The organism is Streptomyces sp. NPDC037421, assembly GCF_055602105.1.
The window spans coordinates 547876-565089 of sequence record NZ_JBVJWV010000001.1 but is presented as its reverse complement, the minus strand read 5'-3'; the positions used below and the strand labels follow the sequence as shown (position 1 = coordinate 565089).

General features: G+C 73.8%; 14 protein-coding genes and 1 pseudogene. 7 read left to right on the top strand and 8 right to left on the bottom strand.

What is annotated here, in order from left to right:
- Window positions 1–13 precede the first annotated feature (13 nt).
- A pseudogene (locus ACZ7IF_RS02495) lies at window positions 14–229 on the bottom strand (universal stress protein); the annotation flags it as partial.
- A 60-nt stretch (window positions 230–289) separates the two neighbouring features.
- Between ACZ7IF_RS02495 and lysX the strand changes: the two are divergent.
- Both lysX and ACZ7IF_RS02485 read left to right on the top strand, forming a co-directional pair.
- Complete coding sequence (gene lysX / locus ACZ7IF_RS02490) at window positions 290–3592, top strand: bifunctional lysylphosphatidylglycerol synthetase/lysine--tRNA ligase LysX (RefSeq protein ID WP_470961726.1); 3303 nt, start codon at window positions 290–292, stop codon at window positions 3590–3592.
- A gap of 91 nt (window positions 3593–3683) precedes the next feature.
- Window positions 3684–4553, top strand: coding sequence for a polysaccharide deacetylase family protein (locus tag ACZ7IF_RS02485; protein ID WP_470961723.1), 870 nt, complete (start codon window positions 3684–3686; stop codon window positions 4551–4553).
- Between the two features lie 80 nt (window positions 4554–4633).
- Here ACZ7IF_RS02485 and ACZ7IF_RS02480 read toward each other — a convergent pair whose 3' ends face one another.
- The gene (locus tag ACZ7IF_RS02480) at window positions 4634–5296 is read right to left on the bottom strand and encodes a class F sortase (protein ID WP_470961720.1); all 663 of its coding nucleotides are present in this window, start codon (window positions 5294–5296) and stop codon (window positions 4634–4636) included.
- A gap of 353 nt (window positions 5297–5649) precedes the next feature.
- Here ACZ7IF_RS02480 and ACZ7IF_RS02475 point away from each other — a divergent pair, with 353 nt between their 5' ends.
- Window positions 5650–6150 carry a hypothetical protein gene (locus ACZ7IF_RS02475; RefSeq protein WP_470961717.1) on the top strand — a complete coding sequence of 167 codons (501 nt, stop codon included), beginning with the start codon at window positions 5650–5652 and terminating at the stop codon, window positions 6148–6150.
- A gap of 105 nt (window positions 6151–6255) precedes the next feature.
- Here ACZ7IF_RS02475 and ACZ7IF_RS02470 read toward each other — a convergent pair whose 3' ends face one another.
- From ACZ7IF_RS02470 to ACZ7IF_RS02460, 3 genes are all read right to left on the bottom strand, one after another.
- Complete coding sequence (locus tag ACZ7IF_RS02470; protein ID WP_470961714.1) at window positions 6256–6936, bottom strand: hypothetical protein; 681 nt, start codon at window positions 6934–6936, stop codon at window positions 6256–6258.
- Between the two features lie 189 nt (window positions 6937–7125).
- The gene (locus tag ACZ7IF_RS02465; RefSeq protein WP_470961711.1) at window positions 7126–7896 is read right to left on the bottom strand and encodes a bestrophin-like domain; all 771 of its coding nucleotides are present in this window, start codon (window positions 7894–7896) and stop codon (window positions 7126–7128) included.
- Between the two features lie 33 nt (window positions 7897–7929).
- Window positions 7930–8055: a hypothetical protein gene (locus ACZ7IF_RS02460; protein ID WP_470961708.1), complete on the bottom strand. Its 126-nt coding sequence runs from the start codon at window positions 8053–8055 to the stop codon at window positions 7930–7932.
- A gap of 874 nt (window positions 8056–8929) precedes the next feature.
- On the opposite strand from ACZ7IF_RS02460, the gene ACZ7IF_RS02455 reads away from it, so the two are divergent.
- Window positions 8930–9760: an SAM-dependent methyltransferase gene (locus ACZ7IF_RS02455; RefSeq protein WP_470961705.1), complete on the top strand. Its 831-nt coding sequence runs from the start codon at window positions 8930–8932 to the stop codon at window positions 9758–9760.
- 203 nt (window positions 9761–9963) lie between these two features.
- On the top strand, window positions 9964–12132 hold the full coding sequence (locus ACZ7IF_RS02450) for a putative bifunctional diguanylate cyclase/phosphodiesterase (RefSeq protein ID WP_470962297.1): 2169 nt from the start codon (window positions 9964–9966) through the stop codon (window positions 12130–12132).
- A gap of 30 nt (window positions 12133–12162) precedes the next feature.
- On the opposite strand, the gene ACZ7IF_RS02445 is transcribed toward ACZ7IF_RS02450, so the two are convergent.
- On the bottom strand, window positions 12163–13230 hold the full coding sequence (locus tag ACZ7IF_RS02445; RefSeq protein WP_470961702.1) for an FAD-dependent monooxygenase: 1068 nt from the start codon (window positions 13228–13230) through the stop codon (window positions 12163–12165).
- Between the two features lie 118 nt (window positions 13231–13348).
- Between ACZ7IF_RS02445 and ACZ7IF_RS02440 the strand changes: the two genes are divergently transcribed.
- Together ACZ7IF_RS02440 and ACZ7IF_RS02435 are read left to right on the top strand one after the other, a co-directional pair.
- Window positions 13349–14008 carry a TetR/AcrR family transcriptional regulator gene (locus ACZ7IF_RS02440; RefSeq protein ID WP_470961699.1) on the top strand — a complete coding sequence of 220 codons (660 nt, stop codon included), beginning with the start codon at window positions 13349–13351 and terminating at the stop codon, window positions 14006–14008.
- 56 nt (window positions 14009–14064) lie between these two features.
- Window positions 14065–15591 carry a class I adenylate-forming enzyme family protein gene (locus tag ACZ7IF_RS02435; protein WP_470961696.1) on the top strand — a complete coding sequence of 509 codons (1527 nt, stop codon included), beginning with the start codon at window positions 14065–14067 and terminating at the stop codon, window positions 15589–15591.
- 16 nt (window positions 15592–15607) lie between these two features.
- Here the strand turns inward: ACZ7IF_RS02435 and ACZ7IF_RS02430 are convergent, their stop codons facing one another.
- Together ACZ7IF_RS02430 and ACZ7IF_RS02425 are read right to left on the bottom strand one after the other, a co-directional pair.
- Entirely contained in the window at window positions 15608–16186 is a 579-nt protein-coding gene (locus ACZ7IF_RS02430; RefSeq protein WP_470961693.1) for an SMI1/KNR4 family protein, read from the bottom strand.
- Between the two features lie 81 nt (window positions 16187–16267).
- Entirely contained in the window at window positions 16268–17149 is an 882-nt protein-coding gene (locus ACZ7IF_RS02425; RefSeq protein WP_405977476.1) for a LysR family transcriptional regulator, read from the bottom strand.
- Window positions 17150–17214 lie beyond the last annotated feature (65 nt).

The following is a 17214-nucleotide window of genomic DNA, read 5'->3' as shown; positions in this document are numbered from 1 at the left end:
GACGACCGTCACCGTCCCCGGTCGTGTCCGCCACCGGCGCGCCCAGGGAGGCCCCGGCAGCGAGCGCCGGCTGGACGCACACCAGGGCCGGCAGTGCGTTCTGCCGCCGGGCCGGCCCCGCCGCGCAGGCCGCAGACAGGAGCGAGGACTCCGAGCCGTCAACCCCGGCGAGGATCACCTTCGGCCCGTCGGTGCCGCGCTCGAATCCCGTGTTCACGTGCTCCGTCACCCTCCCGAGGCCATCCGGTTCGGCGCGCGGAGCGGCGCGGCCCTCCCTACAGTGCCAAGCATGACCGCCACGCTGGAGGAGACCCGGGGGACCCGCAACCGCTTCCTGCACCGGGTCCCGGACGCCTTCGGGGCGTTCTTCGGAACCCTGGGCCTGGTGTGCGCGCTGCTGGCGCTCTCCCCGACGCTGCGCAGGCTCCTGCGGCCGGTGGTGCGCTTCCTCGACGACTTCGTGGTGCCGGTCAGCGAAAACCTCGCGTACGCCGTCTTCCTCTTCCTCCTCGCCGCCGCCCTCGGCACCCGCAAGAAGATCGCCTGGTGGATCGTCGTCACCTATCTGGCCCTGCTGATCCTGGTCGACCTGCTGATCATCGCCGACGGCGACTTCTGGGTCGGGGGCCCCTCGATGGTCCTCGCGGTGGCCGCCCTCGGCGTCCTGGTCGCCGCCCGCAAGGAGTTCTACGCGGCCTCGCGCCCCGGCGCCGTCTGGCGGGCCATGCTGGTGCTCGGCCTCGGGCTGCTCGGCGCGGTGTTCCTCGGCTGGGCGCTCGTCGCGCTCTTCCCCGGGACCCTGCCCAAGGGGCAGTGGCTGGACTGGGCCGCCAAGCAGGTCTTCGGCGGGCTCTTCTCCGCCCGGCAGTTCGACGGCCGCCCGCCCCGCCCGCTCTACTTCCTGCTCGGCCTCTTCGGCGCCCTCGCCCTGCTGAACGCGGCCGCGACCCTGTTCCGCTCGCAGCGGCTGACGGCCGCCCTGCACGGGGACGAGGAGCCCCGGATCCGGGCGCTGCTGAGCGCCTACGGACGGGCCGACTCCCTCGGCTACTTCGCCACCCGGCGCGACAAGGCCGTCGTCTTCGCCCCGAACGGCAAGGCCGCCGTCACCTACCGCGTCGAGGCCGGGGTCTGCCTGGCCAGCGGCGACCCGGTGGGCGACCCCGGCGCCTGGACCCCCGCCATCGACGCCTGGCTCGCCGTCGCCCGCCGCCACGGCTGGCAGCCGGCCGTGATGGGCGCCTCCGAGGACGGGGCGACCGCGTACGCCCGCTCGGGCCTGAGCGCCCTCCAGCTCGGCGACGAGGCCATCCTGCACGTCGCCCACTTCGACCTCGACGGCCGTGAGATGCGGGTCACCCGGCAGGCCGTCAACCGGGTCAGGCGGACCGGCGCCACCACCGTGATCCGCCGCCACTCGGCCCTCACCGAGGAGGAGATGCGGACCATCGTCGACCGGGCCGACCACTGGCGCGACACCGAGACCGAACGCGGCTTCTCCATGGCCCTGGACCGGCTCGGCGACCCCGAGGACGGGGACTGCCTGCTGGTCGAGGCCTTCGACGCGGGCGGCGAGCTGATCGCCCTGCTGTCCTTCGTCCCCTGGGGCAGGGACGGCATCTCCCTCGACCTGATGCGCCGCGACCGGTCCGCCCCCAACGGGGTCATGGAGTTCATGGTGGCCCAGCTGTGCGCGGCCGCCCCCGGCCTCGGCGTGCGCCGGATCTCCCTCAACTTCGCCGTGTTCCGCTCGGCCTTCGAGGAGGGCGGGCGGATCGGCGCGGGCCCGGTGCTCAAGCTGTGGCGCCGGCTGCTGCTGTTCTTCTCCCGCTGGTGGCAGCTGGAGGCCCTGTACCGCTCCAACGTCAAGTACGGCCCCGAGTGGTACCCGCGCTTCCTCTGCTACCAGGACGCCGGCTCGCTCGCCCGGGTCAGCCTCGCCTCCGGCATCGCCGAGGGCTTCGTCTCCGTACCCAGCATGCGCAAGCTCTGGGGCAACGGCCACGCCAAGGGCCTCACCGCCCCCGCCAACACCGCCGGGCTGCCCTCCATCGACTCCCTGGGCCTGGACCTCGTCGGGGAGGACGGCGAGCGCGCCCAGGCCGAGCGGCTGCCCGAACAGGTCCGGGTGCGCCACGCCAAGCTGGAGCGGATCCGGGCCGCCGGGACGGACCCGTACCCGGTCGGGATCCCGCAGCGCACCCACACCGCCGCCGCCCTGAAGGCTGCCCCCCCCGGCCGGACCCCCGGCGCCCGCACCGGCGAGCAGGTCACCCTCGCCGGGCGGGTGATGGTCGTACGCGACCTCGGGGGCGTGGTCTTCGCCGTGCTGCGCGACTGGACCGGCGACGCCCAGCTGATGTTCACCCGCGACGAGTCCGGCCCCGGCGTGCTGGACGCCTTCACCTCCCAGGTCGACTTCGGCGACCACGTCGTGGCCACCGGCCGGGTCGGCGCCAGCCGCAGCGGGGAGCCGTCCGTCGTGGTCGGCTCCTGGCAGCTCACCGGCAAGTGCCTGCGCCCCCTCCCCGACAAGCGCAAGGGCCTGGCCGACCCGGAGGCCCGGGTCCGGCGCCGCTACCTCGACCTGGTCGCCAGTCCCGACGCGCGGGACGTCGTACGCGCCCGCTCCAGCGCGGTGCAGGCACTGCGCCAGGGGCTGCTGGACCGCGGCTACCTGGAGGTCGAGACCCCGATGCTCCAGCAGATCCACGGCGGCGCCAACGCCCGGCCCTTCCGCACCCACATCAACGCCTACGACCTCGACCTGTACCTGCGCATCGCCCCCGAGCTCTACCTCAAGCGGCTGTGCGTCGGCGGCATGGAGAAGGTCTTCGAGATGGGCCGCACCTTCCGCAACGAGGGCGTCTCCTACAAGCACAACCCCGAGTTCACGATGCTGGAGGCCTACCAGGCCTTCGCCGACTACGACGTGATGCTCGACCTCACCCGGGAGCTCATCCAGGGCGCGGCGACGGCCGCCTTCGGCTCACCGGTCGCGCACAAGGCGGGCCCCGACGGCAAGCTCGTCGTCCACGACATCTCCGGGCCCTGGCCGGTCAAGACGATGTACGGGGCCATCAGCGAGGCCCTCGGCGAGGAGGTCGACGCCGACACCGAGGAGCACCTGCTGCGCGTGCTCTGCGACCGGGCGGGCGTCCCGCACGGCCCCGACGACACCCGCGGTGACGTGGTCCTGGAGATGTACGAGAGGCTGGTGGAGGAGCGGACGAAACTCCCCACCTTCTACAAGGACTTCCCGACCGACGTCTCCCCGCTCACCCGGCAGCACCGCAAGGACCCCCGGCTGGCCGAACGCTGGGACCTGGTGGCCTTCGGCACCGAACTGGGCACCGCCTACTCGGAGCTGACCGACCCCGTGGAGCAGCGCCGCCGGCTGACCGCCCAGTCGCTGCTGGCGGCGGGGGGCGACGCCGAGGCGATGGAGCTCGACAACGACTTCCTCGACGCCCTGGAGTACGCGATGCCGCCCACCGGCGGGCTCGGCATCGGGGTCGACCGGCTGGTCATGTTCCTCACGGGCCTGACGATCCGCGAGACGCTGCCGTTCCCCCTGGTGCGACAGGGCTGATCAACGGAGTGGCTGGTCCGGGAGGGTGACGGGGGCCGGGCGCGTCCGCGCCTCTCGACATCTCCGGCGATGTCGTTGATACGTAGTAATAATGAAAAATGACGAGCCGACAGTGGGACGACGCGTGCTCCTGCGTACCGCCGTCTTCCTCGGAATCGCCGCCGCCTCCGGACTGCTCAGCGCCGGCGAGGGCGGCCCCCAGGGCGGGTCCACGGCCGGCGCCCCCGCACCCGGCACCCCCGCTCCCGCCCCCGGAGCCCCCGGGCTGCGCCCCGAAGGCCCCCCGGACAAGTCCTACCGGCTGCGGCCCATGACCGCGGAGGCCCCCGCCCGGCCCCCCGCCGCCAAGCCCGCCGTCCGCACCCGGCCCATCCTGGAACTGCCGGCCGGGCCGGACACCGGCAACGCCATGGTGCTCACCTTCGACGACGGCCCAGACCCCCGCTACACCCCCGCCATCCTCGACACCCTCGCCCGGTACGGGGTCCGGGCGATGTTCTTCGTCTGCGGGGAGATGGCCACCGAGAACCGCGACCTGCTGCGCCGGATGGCCGCCGAGGGCCATGTCATCGGCAACCACACCTGGACGCACCCGCTCATCCCCAGCCTTTCCCGTTCCGCCCTGGAGGCGGAGATCGGGCGCACGAGCGAGGTCGTGCACCAGGCGGCCGGGCAGGCCCCGCTGTGGTTCCGGGCACCCTACGGGGCGTGGAACCGGGCCGCCTTCGAGATCGGCGCCGAGCTGAACATGGAGCCCTTCGCCTGGACCGTGGACACCCTCGACTGGAAGGAGCCGGGAAGCGCCACGATCATCTCCCGGGTGCTGTCGGGCGCCGGGCCGGGGGTGATCGTGCTGAACCACGACGCCGGCGGCGACCGTTCGCAGACCGTCCGGGCGCTGGAGGCGTACCTGCCGCAGCTGCTCGGGCGCGGCTACCGGATGACGCTGCCGACCCGCTGAGGCCGGCCCCGGTGGTCCCCCTCCCGGTGCGCCCGGGGGACCACCGGGGCGGTGCGGCCCTCGTCTGGTGAAACGTTCCGTCAGCGGGCCGCCACCATCCGGGCGAAGACGACCACGTTGCCGTCGTAGCCCTTGGCCTTGGAGTAGCTGCCGCCGCAGGTGATCACGCGCAGCTCGGGGTGGCCGGTGTCCCCGTACACCCGGGAGCCGGGGAAGGCCTCCTTCGAGAACACCTCCACGCCGTACACCTCGAAGACCGCGGTCCGCCCGTCGTAGCGCTCCACCTCGATGCGGCTCCCCGGCTTGAGCGAGCCGAGGCCGTAGAAGACCGCCGGGCCCTGCGCGTTGTCCACGTGGCCCACGATCACCGCGGAGCCCTGCTGGCCCGGCGAGATGCCGTTGAGGTACCAGCCCGCGAGGTTGCGGTCCTGCGGCGGCGGGGCGTCGATCCAGCCCTGCGCGTCCAGCCCGACCGTCATCACCGGCGCGTCCACGTTGATCGTCGGAATCCGGATGCGCTGCACCGACGAGTGCTCCAGCACCTCCATGTCCGCCGGCGGCCTGGGCGCCTGGGCCGGCAGGTGTTCCGCGCGCGCGACCGCCGCCGCGGCGGTGGGCTGCGGCGGCCCTTCCTCGGCGTTCGCCCCGTTCCTGATCATGGCGAGGCCGCTGAGCATGACCAGCGCGAGCACTCCCCAGGGGGAGCGTCTCCTCGGCCGCTGCTCGCACTCGTCCTCGGTCATGGCTCTCCCTTCCCGACGCGGGGGTCCCGACCCGCGTTCCAGTCCCTCCCCGGTACGCCCTTCTTCACGCACGCTAAGGGTGCACGGTCGGGACGGCGATCGGGGAAGGGCGAACGGGTGGTCGCGTCCGGTTGGGGTGCGCCCATCCAGGTATTCGTCACATAAATGCCTGACGGCTCATGACCTGCGGATCCGTCAGATGATCAGTGTGCGCTTCGGCGTGTCGCTCAACCGGGCGGCCCAAAGGCGGAAATGCGCTGGTTGCACGGCGCCCCGAGGGTTCGTGATGGGAGGCGTTCTCGTCGATCTGCCCGGGCCACCGCTCCGGGGCGCTTCCCGCTGGAGGTTCCACCATGCGTGTTCTGCGCGCTCTCACCGTGACCGCGGCCGCCTGCGCCGCGATCGGTCTCAGTGCCTCGTTCGCCGCCGCGAACTCGCCGCAGGGCGGCGGCAACGGGCCCAGCAACGTCACCGTCAATCCGTACTCCGTGCACCAGGGCGCCTCGATGCAGGTCAGCGCCGCGGGCTGCGGCCACGGCGGCACGGTCTGGTCGAACGGCAACTTTCCGCAGACCAACCTGTCGGCCGGCTCCATCGGCTTCGCGACCGTCCGGATCTTCAACCACGCCTCGCCGGGCAACCACACGCTGTCCGTCAAGTGCCACGACAACAGCCTCGTCGCCACGCACCGGTTCACGATCCTGCCGGGCAACGGAGCACAGGGCGGCGTCGGCGGTTCCTTCGGCCCGTCCACCGCCGAGACGGCCATCGGCGCGGGCCTCGTCGGCGCCGCGGCGCTCGGCGCGGGCGCGCACGTGATCCGCCGCCGCCGTCCGGCCGGCTCCCGGGGCTGACGCGCCCGCGAGCCGCGGCCACGGTCCGCCCCGGGTCCGGGACCCGGGGCTGCCGTTCGGCCGGGCCGCCGGCATCAGGGGCGGGGCCTGGTGTTCGGTGCGGGGTCAGTGGCCGCGTGCCGGGCGGCGCCGGCGCAGGGCGTACGCGGCACCGCCCGCCGCGGTGGCGAAGAGCGCGGCGCCCACCCCGAGTTCCACGAGGTCCGTCCCGGCCACGCTGCCGCCGAGGCCGCCGCGCACGCCGAGGGCGGCCGCACTGCTGCGCGGGGCCGCGGCCGAGCCGCGCGCGGTGGGCGTGATCCGGGCGGCCGGGGCGGTGCGCGCGGTGGTGGGGGCGGTGGCTCGCGGCCGGACGCCGGTCGTGGTCTCCGCGGCGGGGGTGCGCCGGACGCCGCTGGTGGAGCTGGTGCTGGGAGTCGACGTACCGCCGGCGATGGTGAGGTCGGCGGAGCCGTTCTCCCCGTTGCAGGTGAACGTGACGGAGTACAGGGCTCCGCGCCGGGCGTCGCGGTCGATCGTGGCCCGGACGGTCTGCCCGCGCGGGATGCTCACGGTGTCGAAGACCCCGGAGGAGGCGGTGGCGTACGCGGCGTCGCAGCCGGTGACGGAGAGCACCACCTGGCCGCCGGGGGCGACCGTGGAGGGGGTGACGGCGAAGCCGAAGGAGGTGACGGGCGCGGCCTCGGCCGCCGTGGCGGCGGGCTGGCCGAACGCGCCGAAGGCGCCGAGCGCGAGGAAGGCGCCGGCGCTGAGCAGGGCGGTGGCGGAGCCGCGTATCGCACCCATGGTCGGTCCTCCGGATCCCCGAGGAGCAGTCGCGCAGCGTTTGCGCAGGTGAGGGTCGTGCACCTCGTTGTCCGCCACGCTAGGCGCCGGTCCGGTGACCCGCGATCAGGAGCGGGCGAATGGGGCACGGCCGTAGGCCGAACCGGCGACGGGAGGCCCGCTCCCGGTTTCCCGGGAGCGGGCGCGCGTTCAGTTCTTCAGCTCCAGGTGCGGGAACTGGGCGAGGAAGGGCTCCGCGGTGGCGGAGATGCCGCGGCCGAAGGGCGAGTCGAAGTCCCAGATGAGGAAGAGCAGGAAGGCGATCAGCGCGCTGAACAGGCCGGCCAGCAGCATCTCGCGGAAGGACCGGCGGATCTGCAGGGTGAAGATCAGGCCCACCGTCACCAGGGCCCCGGCGATCAGCCCGAACCACACCACGCCGGGCATGGTGGCCCCGGCGCTCTGGCCGCGCGAGTTGCGGGCGTCGTCCACGATCGCGACCTGGTCGACCAGCGGCTGATAGGCCTGTCCCTCGTGGTCGGTCTGCGGCTCGTAGTCGGTGACGTCGCGGCGGATCTTCTCCAGCAGCTCCCCGCTGCGTTCGGTGAGGTCGCCGCCGTCGGCCATCCTCTGCCACTCCGTGTCGACCACGTAGGTCACGTACGCGTCGACGTCGGAGCGGATCTTCCGGCGCACCTCGACGGGGTAGACCTCGGAGCGGACGCTGATCTCGTGCAGGGCCTGCGCCTCCTGGCGCACGTACTCCTGGGCGGCCCCGCGGCCCTCCCAGACGCCCGCGATCGCCAGGCCCAGGACGATCGCGTAGATCACCCCGATCATCATCGTCATGTACTCGATGACGTCCGGGGTCTCGTTCGGATCGTCGTCCTCGCCGATCCTGCGGTGGTTGAAGAAGGCGATGGACAGCACCACGGCACAGGCCGCGGCCATCGCGAGGGACAGGACGAGCCATTCCGACAAGATGACTCCCAATCGATGAGCGGTGGGTGCGGCCTACCGCGGGCGCAGCGCGACGATCGCGAGCACGGCCGGGGCGGCGGTCATGAGGGTGAAGGTGACCGGTGAGATGCGGTGCTCCACCGGTTTGCGGGCGGGGGCGTGGTATCGGGGACGGGCCACGGGCTTGGACGTGGGAGCCGGAGTCGGCGCCGGTGCGGGCGGCGGCTCGGGAGCGGGTGGCGGCGGGGCGGGTGCCTTGTACACCCGCGGTGGCGGTGGCGGTGGCTTGGGGGCCGGTTCGGGCGGTGGCGGCGGGGCCGGGGCGGGCCGGGACGGCTCGGGGGCCGGTGCGGGCGGCGTTGGCGGGGTGGGTTTGGGCGGCGGCTTCGGTGGCGGAGGGGGCGGCGGCGGAGGCGGCGGCTTGGGGGTCGGTTTGGGCGGGCACGGCGGGGGAGGCGGCGGCGGGCAGTCGTGCGCGTGCCCCTTGCCGGGGTGGCCGCAGGCGTGTCCGTGGCCGTGGCCGCCGTGATGTCCGCCACCCCGGCCGGCCCCGCTGCCGCCGCTGCCGGCGAACGCGTACAGCTCGACGGCGGCTCCGCCGTCCGCGGTGCCGATCGTTGCGTAGGCGCAGCTATCGGCCACGGCGGGCGTGGCGGAAAGCGACGCCCACAGCAGGACCGGGACCGCCAGCAGGCGTCTGGCACAGGCTCTGTTCACCCGGGGAGCATGGGCCCGCGCGCGCCCGCGCACGTGAGGCCCGGTGTCGGTTCGCCTGATCGGGTGGAGTGTGGAGCGTAGATGTTTGAGCCAGTTCCGGACCGCTTCTGAGTGTTCGCGGGTGAAATCTCAAATGGTATTTGTCGGCTTCTTCTTCGCAGGTGGCGGGGTCCGCACGTGCCTTTGGTGTGTGACCAAGAACGGACCGCCAATTTCCGCTTTTGCTCGCCCTGTTGGGAAATGATCAGTACATTCGGCTCGGACAGCAGTCCGACCACCGTCCCACCCCCCGGACGGAACCCGCCCGACCACGGCACGACGAGGCTTGGAGACCCCGATGGAACGCCCCGCCTGGGCCCCGCCGGGCATCGACATATCGGTGCCCAGTGTGTCCCGCATCTACGATTACTACCTGGGCGGCTCCCACAATTTCGAGGTCGACCGCCAGGCCGCCCGCCGTGCCATGGAGTTCATGCCGGGCCTGCCCAAGATCATGCAGGCCAACCGGGCGTTCATGCGCCGCGCCGTCCGCCACGCCGTGGCCGAGGGCGTCACCCAGTTCCTCGACATCGGCTCCGGCATCCCGACCTTCGGCAACGTCCACGAGATCGCCCGGGCCGCCAGCCCCGAGGCACGCGTCGTATACGTGGACCACGACCCGGTGGCCGTCGCCCACAGCCGTGCCGTCCTGGCCGGGGACGAGCGCACCGGCGTCGTCCCCGCCGACCTGCGCAAGCCGAAGGACATCCTCGGCTCCGCCGAGGCCGGCCGGCTGCTGGACCTCGAACGGCCCGTCGCGCTGCTGCTCGTCGCCGTACTGCACTTCCTGGAGGACACCGACCGGCCGTACGAGGCCGTCGCCGAGCTGCGCGACGCGCTGGCCCCGGGCAGCATGCTGGTCCTCACCCACGCCTCCTACGAGGGCATCCCGCTCACCGAGGAGGTCGCGGGCGGAGCCGTCGGCGTCTACCGGGACATCCGCAACCCGCTCGTCATGCGCACCCACGAGCAGATCACCGGCTTCTTCGAAGGGTTCGAGCTGGTGGAGCCGGGCCTGGTGTCCATGCCCGACTGGCGCCCCGAAAGCACCGGGCCCCTCGTGGAGGGCGAAGAGCCCGAGGACCCGTACGCCTTCTCGGGCTACGGCGGCGTGGGACGCAAGGCGTGAGACTCCCCGCCCCGACGCCCCCGCCCGCCGGCCCGCGCCCGGCCGGCCCCGCCCCCGTCACCGCCGCCCCCGTCACCGCCGCCTCCGTCACCCCCGGCCCCGGCGCCGCCTCCGCCGAGGCGGGGACCGCCGGACGGCAGGAGCCCCCGCAGGGTGCGGCGGACCGCGCCCAGCCGCCCGGCCCGCACAGGGGCCGGGCGCCGGTGCGTGAGCTGCGCAGCGGGCTGGAGGACCGGATCGCCCGCTTCGCCACCATCTGGGGCCGTGCCATCTTCCCCGTCACGGCGACCTCCCTGACCCGCCCCGAGTTCGAACAGCACCTCGTCCCCCTCACCCGGACCCTGACCGAGGCCCTGCACGCCCGCCCCTTCGACGCGGGCGTCGCCCAGCGCGTCGGCGAGGAACTCGTCGCCGTCCACTGCACCGACCCCGAGGCACTCGCCGGCACCCTCGGGGTGGTCGAGTCCTACCTCGTGCTCTACTGCGGCCCCGACGGCGCCGGAACCGAGGGCAAGGAGGAGTACCGCTCCCGCTGCGCCCGGCTCCAGCACGGCATAGCCGCCGGCTTCGCCCGCGCGCTGCGCGAGCGCACCCTGCGGGAGCAGGAGGCCATCGCCCGCTCCGCGCTGACCGCCCGCACGGACGCCCAGCAGGCCCTGCACGCCAGCGAGGAGCGCTTCCGGGCGGTCTTCGAGGGCGCGGCCGTCGGCATCGGCATCGCCGACCTGGAGGGCAACGTCCTCGAGGTCAACGACACCCTGCTGAAGATGTTCGGCGGCCTGGAGGGCCACGTCCGCAGCCGCAACGTCAGCGAATGGGGCCACCCCGACGACACCCCACACGTCTGGCGGATGTACGGGGAGCTCGTGCGCGGGGAACGCGAGCACTACCGCGTCGAGAAGCCCTACTACCGTCACGACGGCACCGTGCTGTGGACCAACCTGACGGTGTCCCTGCTGCGCGACGCCGACGGAGTGCCCCAGTACCAGCTGGCCCTGATGGAGGACACCACCGAACGCCGGCTGCTCAACCTCCGGCTGCGCTACGAGGCCACCCACGACGCACTGACCGGGCTGCCCAACCGCACGCTGTTCTTCGAGCGGCTGGAGAAGGCCCTCGGCGGCGCCCCCGGCAGCCGCTTCGGCCTCTGCTACCTCGACCTGGACGGCTTCAAGGCGGTCAACGACAGCCTCGGCCACTCGGCGGGGGACCGGCTCCTCGTCGAGGTCGCCGACCGGCTGCAGAGCTGCGCCACCGGACCGGGCGAGGTCGTGGCCCGCCTCGGCGGCGACGAGTTCGTGGCCCTCACCACCGGGCCCGCCGCCGGCACCGGCGAGGAACCCGGGGAGAAGGTCGCCGACCTCGCGGTGCGCATCCTGTCGGCGCTCTCCACCCCCATCCGGCTGGAGGGCCGGGAGCTTTCGGTGCGCGGCAGCATCGGCATCGTCGAGGGCCGCGCGGGGGAGCGCACCCCGGCGGAGGTGCTGCGCAGCGCCGACATCACCATGTACCGGGCCAAAGCGGCCGGCGGCAACCGCTTCGAGTTCGCCGACGCGGAGGCCGACGCCCGCGCCATCACCCGGCACGGCCTGACCAACGCCCTGCCGGCGGCGCTGGAGCGCGGCGAGTTCTTCATCGAGTACCAGCCCCTGGTGCACATGCACGACGGCAGCGTGCACGGCGCGGAGGCGCTGGTGCGCTGGTCGCACCCCCAGTACGGGGTGCTCGGCCCGGACCGGTTCATCCCGCTCGCCGAGCGGACCGGTCTGATCGTGCCGCTCGGCCGCTGGGTGCTGGAGGAGTCCGTCCGCCAGGCCCGCAACTGGCAGCGCCAGCACGGCGGGGCCGCCCTGCGCGTCAACGTCAACCTCTCGCCGACCCAGCTCCACCACCCCGGCCTCGTCGCCGACACCGTCCGGGTGCTGGAGGCCTCCGGGCTGGCCCCGGGCGCCCTGTGCCTGGAGGTCACCGAGTCGGCGCTGATCGGGGCCGACGACGAGCTCCTCGAACCGCTGCGCCGGCTCGCCGCGCTCGGCGTGGACATCGCCCTCGACGACTTCGGTACCGGCTACTCGAACCTGGCCAACCTGCGCCGCCTCCCGGTCAGCGTCCTGAAGCTGGACCGCTCCTTCACCCAGGGGATGCAGCAGCAGCCGGCCGACCCCGTCGACGTCAAGATCGTGGAGGGCATCGTGGCCCTGGCCCACAGCCTGGAACTGGCGGTGACCGTGGAGGGGGTGGAGACCGGCGCCCAGGCGGCCCAGCTCCGCGCCCTCGGCTGTGACACCGCCCAGGGCTGGTACTACGCCCGCCCCGGCGCCCCGGACCGGATCCACGCCCTCTCCCTCTCGGACGCCGTCCCCACCCCCTGAGCCGGCCCCTCCGGCCGGGGTCCGAGCGGGTCAGCCCAGGCCGGCCTCCGTTCCCCGGCCGGGCTCGCGCACCGCGGCCATGACCCGCCGGTGCCGCTCGGAGGTGTCGGCCAGCACCCGCGCGGCCTCCGGCAGCCGCTCGGCCTCGTACACGTCGAGCACCTGCGCCCCGGCCTCCCCGGTGAGGGCCGCGCCCAGCGTCCGGCCGAGGGCCATCGCGTCCTGGATACCGGTGTTCATCCCGAGCCCGCCGGCCACCGAGTGGACGTGCGCCGCGTCCCCGGCGAGGAAGGCCCGGCCCTCGCGCATCCGGGCGGCCATGCGGACGTTGACCCGCCAGGTGGAGAGCCAGGTCGCATCGGTCAGCCGTATCCCCTCCATCCGGGCGTGCCGGTCGAAGAGCCGCTGGAAGCCCTCCAGCGAGGGCGGCACCGGTTCGCCGTCGGCGTCCAGCTCGGGCGAGGCCTGGAGCTGGAACATCGGCGTCCCCGGTATCGGACAGAGCATCACGGCCCCGCCGTCCGAGGTGAACCACTGGTGCCAGCGGTCCCGGCTGAGCGCCGGCGCCGCGACGTCTCCGAGCACCATCACCTGGGTCTCGTCCGTGGTCCCCTCGAAGGGGATGCCGAGGAGCTTGCGGGTCGTGCTGTGGCCGCCGTCGCAGCCGGCGAGGTATCCGGCGCGGATCGAGCCGCCGTCCGCCAGCCGGGCGGTGACCCCCTCCGGGTCCTGGCCGATCCCGGTGACCCGGGTGCCGTACTCCACCCGGACGCCGAGGGAGGCGAGGTGTTCGCGGAGGATCTCCTCGATCTGCCACTGGCCCATGAAGAGGCCGCCCCCGGAGGGCGTGTCATTGATGTGCGCGCCGTCGAAGTACTTGCGCAGCACCAGCCCGCCGATGCCCACGGAGGCGAAGCGCCCGGCGAGGCCGAGCCCGGCGAAGACCTCCAGGCTGTCCGGGTTGAGGCCCTTGCCCCGGGATTCGCGGTGCGGACCGGGCCGCTGGTCGAGCACGCGGACCGGGATGCGCCGGCGGGCGAGGTCGCAGGCCAGCGTCAGTCCGGTGGGGCCGGAGCCCACGATCAGTACGTCGCTCATCGGAGTGTCCTCTCGTCGGGGCCGAATCGCTCGATGACACAAGGAAAGCGCGACCCGGGCAAAAATGCAACCCGGTCACGAAATTAACTTGGTCATTGTTTTGTGATACGGTGGAGGCATGGAGCACACCACGGGTCCGCGCACGGGACTGCGCGAGAGCAAGAAGGCGCGTACGCGGCAGCAGCTGGCCGCCACCGCGCTCGAACTCTTCCTCGAGCGCGGCTTCGACGCCGTGTCGGTGGCCGACGTCGCCGCCGCGGCCGAGGTCTCCAAGCCCACCCTGTTCCGGTACTTCCCGAGCAAGGAGGACCTGGTGCTCGACCGGTTCGCCGACCACCAGGACGAGGCGGCCCGGATCGTGCGCGACCGCCCGGCGGGCCTGACCCCGGTGCGGGCGGTCCACGATCACTTCCTGGCGGCGCTCGCCGAGCGGGACCCGATCACCGGGCTCTGCGACCACCCGAACGTGCTCGCCTTCCAGGGGCTGCTGTACTCCACCGCCAGCCTGCAGACGCGGATCGCCCACTACACGGCCGGTGAGGTGGAAGCGCTCGCGGCCGCCCTGGAGACGGAGGACGTCCCCCCGTTCACCGCGCGGCTGGCGGCGCTGCACCTGGTGACCGTCCGTCATGAGCTGGGCCGGGAGAACTGGCGCCGGATCTCCGCCGGCCAGAGCGCCGACGCGGCCTACCCGGCCGCCGCCGCGGAAGCCGACCACGCCTTCGCCATGCTGGCCGACGGCCTCGACCGGACCCTCGGGCCGCTCATACCCTCCTGACGACGGCGGACGGGTGCACCGCCGGGAAGCCGGGTCACGGAAGCGGGTGAGAGCGCATGGCCGCCAGGTATGTCAGCGAGCTGATCGGGGCGTTGGAGCGCCACGGGGAACGGCCGGCGATCGGCGCCGGCGCCGAGGTCCTGCGGTTCCGTGAGGTCCTGGACGCCGTGTACCGGCTGGCCGGGGCACTGGACGACGCCGGCGTCGGGCGGGGCACCGGCCTGGCCTGTGTGACGCGCGGGAACCGGCCGGAAGCGCTGCTGGTGCGGCTCGCCGCGCACGTGCTGGGCGCGCGGCTCACCCAGGTGGTGGGCGGTCCGGCCGTCCACGGCGTGGACTTCATCCTGCGGGACTGCCGTCCGGGCCTGGTCGTGCACGACGCTCCGGTGCCGGAGACCGGCGCGCCCCGGATCGGCCTGGACGAACTGCTCGCGGCGGCGGCCGTACGAGAGCCCGCCGAGGTGCCGGTGCGGGCGCGAGAGGAGGACCTGGCCCGCGTCATGTACACCGGCGGGACCACCGGGCGGCCCAAGGGCGTGGCCTCGACCTTCGGGGCCCTGGCGGCGCGTGACAGCGGGCGCGGGGCCCGCTGGACGGAGTCGGTGTACCTCTCGGTCACCACCCTGGCCCAGCGTTCCGGCGGCCGGTGCCTGGAGCAACTGCGGGCCGGCGGCAGGGTGGAGATCCTCGACCCCTTCGAGCCGCGGGAGTTCGCCGCCGCCTGCCGGCGCCTGGGCCGGGTGTCCACGTACCTGACGCCCCCGATGCTCTACCGGCTCCTGGACGACCCGGCCACCGCGGCGGGGATCCCGGGGCTGGAGGCCGTCTCCTACGGCGCCTCGCCCGTCCTCCCCGCACGTCTGCGCGAGGCCGTGACCCGGTGGGGCGTGCGGTGGCGGCAGGGCTACGGGATGAACGAGGCGGCGGTGATCTGCCGGCTCACCCCCACCGACCACGACGCGGCGATCGCCGGCCGCCCCGAGCTGCTGGCGTCGGCGGGCCGGCCCGCGGCCGGGGTGGAGCTCCAGGTGCGGGACGACCGGGGCGCCGTACTGCCCGCCGGGCGTGAGGGCGAGGTGTGGGTCCGTTCGGAGACGGTCATGGCCGGCTACTGGAACCAGCCGGACCTGACGGCCGAAGTGCTCGGCGAGGGATGGCTGCGCACCGGGGACATCGGGCACGTCGGCGACGGCGGGTACCTCTACCTCGACGACCGGGTCAAGGACATCGTGATCGTCAACGGCGTCAACATCTACTGCCTGCCGGTCGAGGCATCACTGGCACGGCACCCCGCCGTGGCGCAGGCGGTGGTCGTCGGCCGCCCCAGCCCGCACACCGGCGAGGAGGTCTGCGCCTTCCTGGTGCCGGCCCCCGGCTGCGAGCCGAGCGGCGCGGCGGCCGCCGGAGCCTGTGACCTGGTGGAGCGGGAGCTGGCCCCGGCCCACCGGCCGACCGCCGTGTTCTGGGAACGGGAGATCCCGCTGACCGGTCGCGGCAAGCCCGACAAGCGGCGCCTGCGGCAGCGCGCGGCATCCGGGACACCCACACCGCCCGCCTCCGGGGCCCCGCCGCGCCCGGCATGATCCGAAGGAGACGGCCTTAGGCGTCCGGGAACCAGGAGCGGCCCCGGGCCCAGTGGGCCGCCCAGCCCGTGAAGCCGGGGGTGCCCGGCATCACGGCGTCGGGCGAGTCCGGGCCGAAGGGCATCGCGCCCTCGCCGGCGATCTGCCAGACGTGGCCGCGCTGCGGGCCGGTGACGATCAGGTGCCAGTACATGCCGCAGCCGTCGGTGCCCAGCAGCAGCGAGCCGTGGTCGAACACGGAGTCCGTCAGGGCCTCGAACTCCTCCCCGGACAGTTCCGCCCCGTCGTCCTCCGCCTCCCACAGCCATGCCGCCGTCAGCGGGAAGGGCTCGGCGAGCAGGCGCTCGGGACGGTCCGAGCCCCAGTCCGGGGGCGTCTGCGCGAGCGGCAGCAGACCGTAGTGGGGCAGTCCGTCGCAGATCTCCGCCACGAACGTGCGGTAGGGCTCCGGCAGGACGACGCCGTGCTCCGCCTCGAAGGACCGAACCGCCCCCCAGCCGGCCGGCGGCGCGGCCTCGGGGCGGGAGGAGAAGACCTCCCGTAGGGCGGCCAGCTCCGCCGGGTCGGCCGTTTCCGTGTTCATGCCGGTCATCATGCAGGACCCGGGAGGCGGCCCGGGCTCCCGGGTCCGGCCTCCCGCCCCGTCCCGGCCTCCCGTGCGGACGGAGCGGCCGGCTCAGTCGCCGACCAGGATGCGCTTCAGCTCGCGGGCCGCCCGCGGGGGTGCCACGTCCGTGCGGTGGGCCAGGGCGATGGTGCGGCGCAGAGGGGAGCCCGCGAGGCGGGTGGCGCGCAGGCCCGGACCGGCGTGGTCCACGACCATGGCCGGGACCACCGCGATGCCCAGCCCGGCCCGTACGAAGCCCAGTACCGCGTCCATCTCCCCGCCCTCCACCGTGAACACCGGCTCGAAGCCTGCCGCCCGGCACGCCCCCACCGTCAGGTCCCGCAGGTCGTAGCCGTGGCGGAACATCACCATCGGCTCCTCGCGCAGGTCGGCGATGGCCAGTTCCCCGCCGCCCGCCGGGGGCGGGAGGTCCGCGGACGAGACCACCACCAGGTCCTCCGTCAGCAGCTCCACCGTGGTCAGGGCGGGCGCGGACGGCGGCAGCGGCAGCGCGATCAGGGCCAGGTCCAGCACCCCGCGCGCGAGTTCCCGTACCAGGTCCAGCGAGCCGCTCTCCTCGATCAGCAGCTCGATGCCCGGGTGCGCCGTGTGGAAGGCGCGCAGCACGGCCGGCAGCAGGCCCGTGCACACGCTCGGGGTCGCCCCCAGCCGCACCCGGCCGCGCCGCAGCTGTGCCAGCTCCTGCACCTCCAGCCGCGCCGTGTCCGCGTCCGCCAGGATCCGCCGCGCCAGCGGCAGCAGCGCCTCGCCCGCGTCCGTCAGCGCGATGTTCCCCCGCGCCCGGCTGAACAGCTCGGCGCCCAGCTCCCGTTCGAGCGCCTTGATCTGCTGGGACAGCGACGGCTGCGCCACGTGCTCCCGCTCGGCGGCGCGCGTGAAGTGCCGGGTCTCGGCGACGGCCACGAAATAGACCAGCTGCTGGAACTGCATGCCCCCAGGCTAACGCCCTCCATAGGCTTTGCCTATCGCGATCAGCTCCACCATGTCTTGGACCT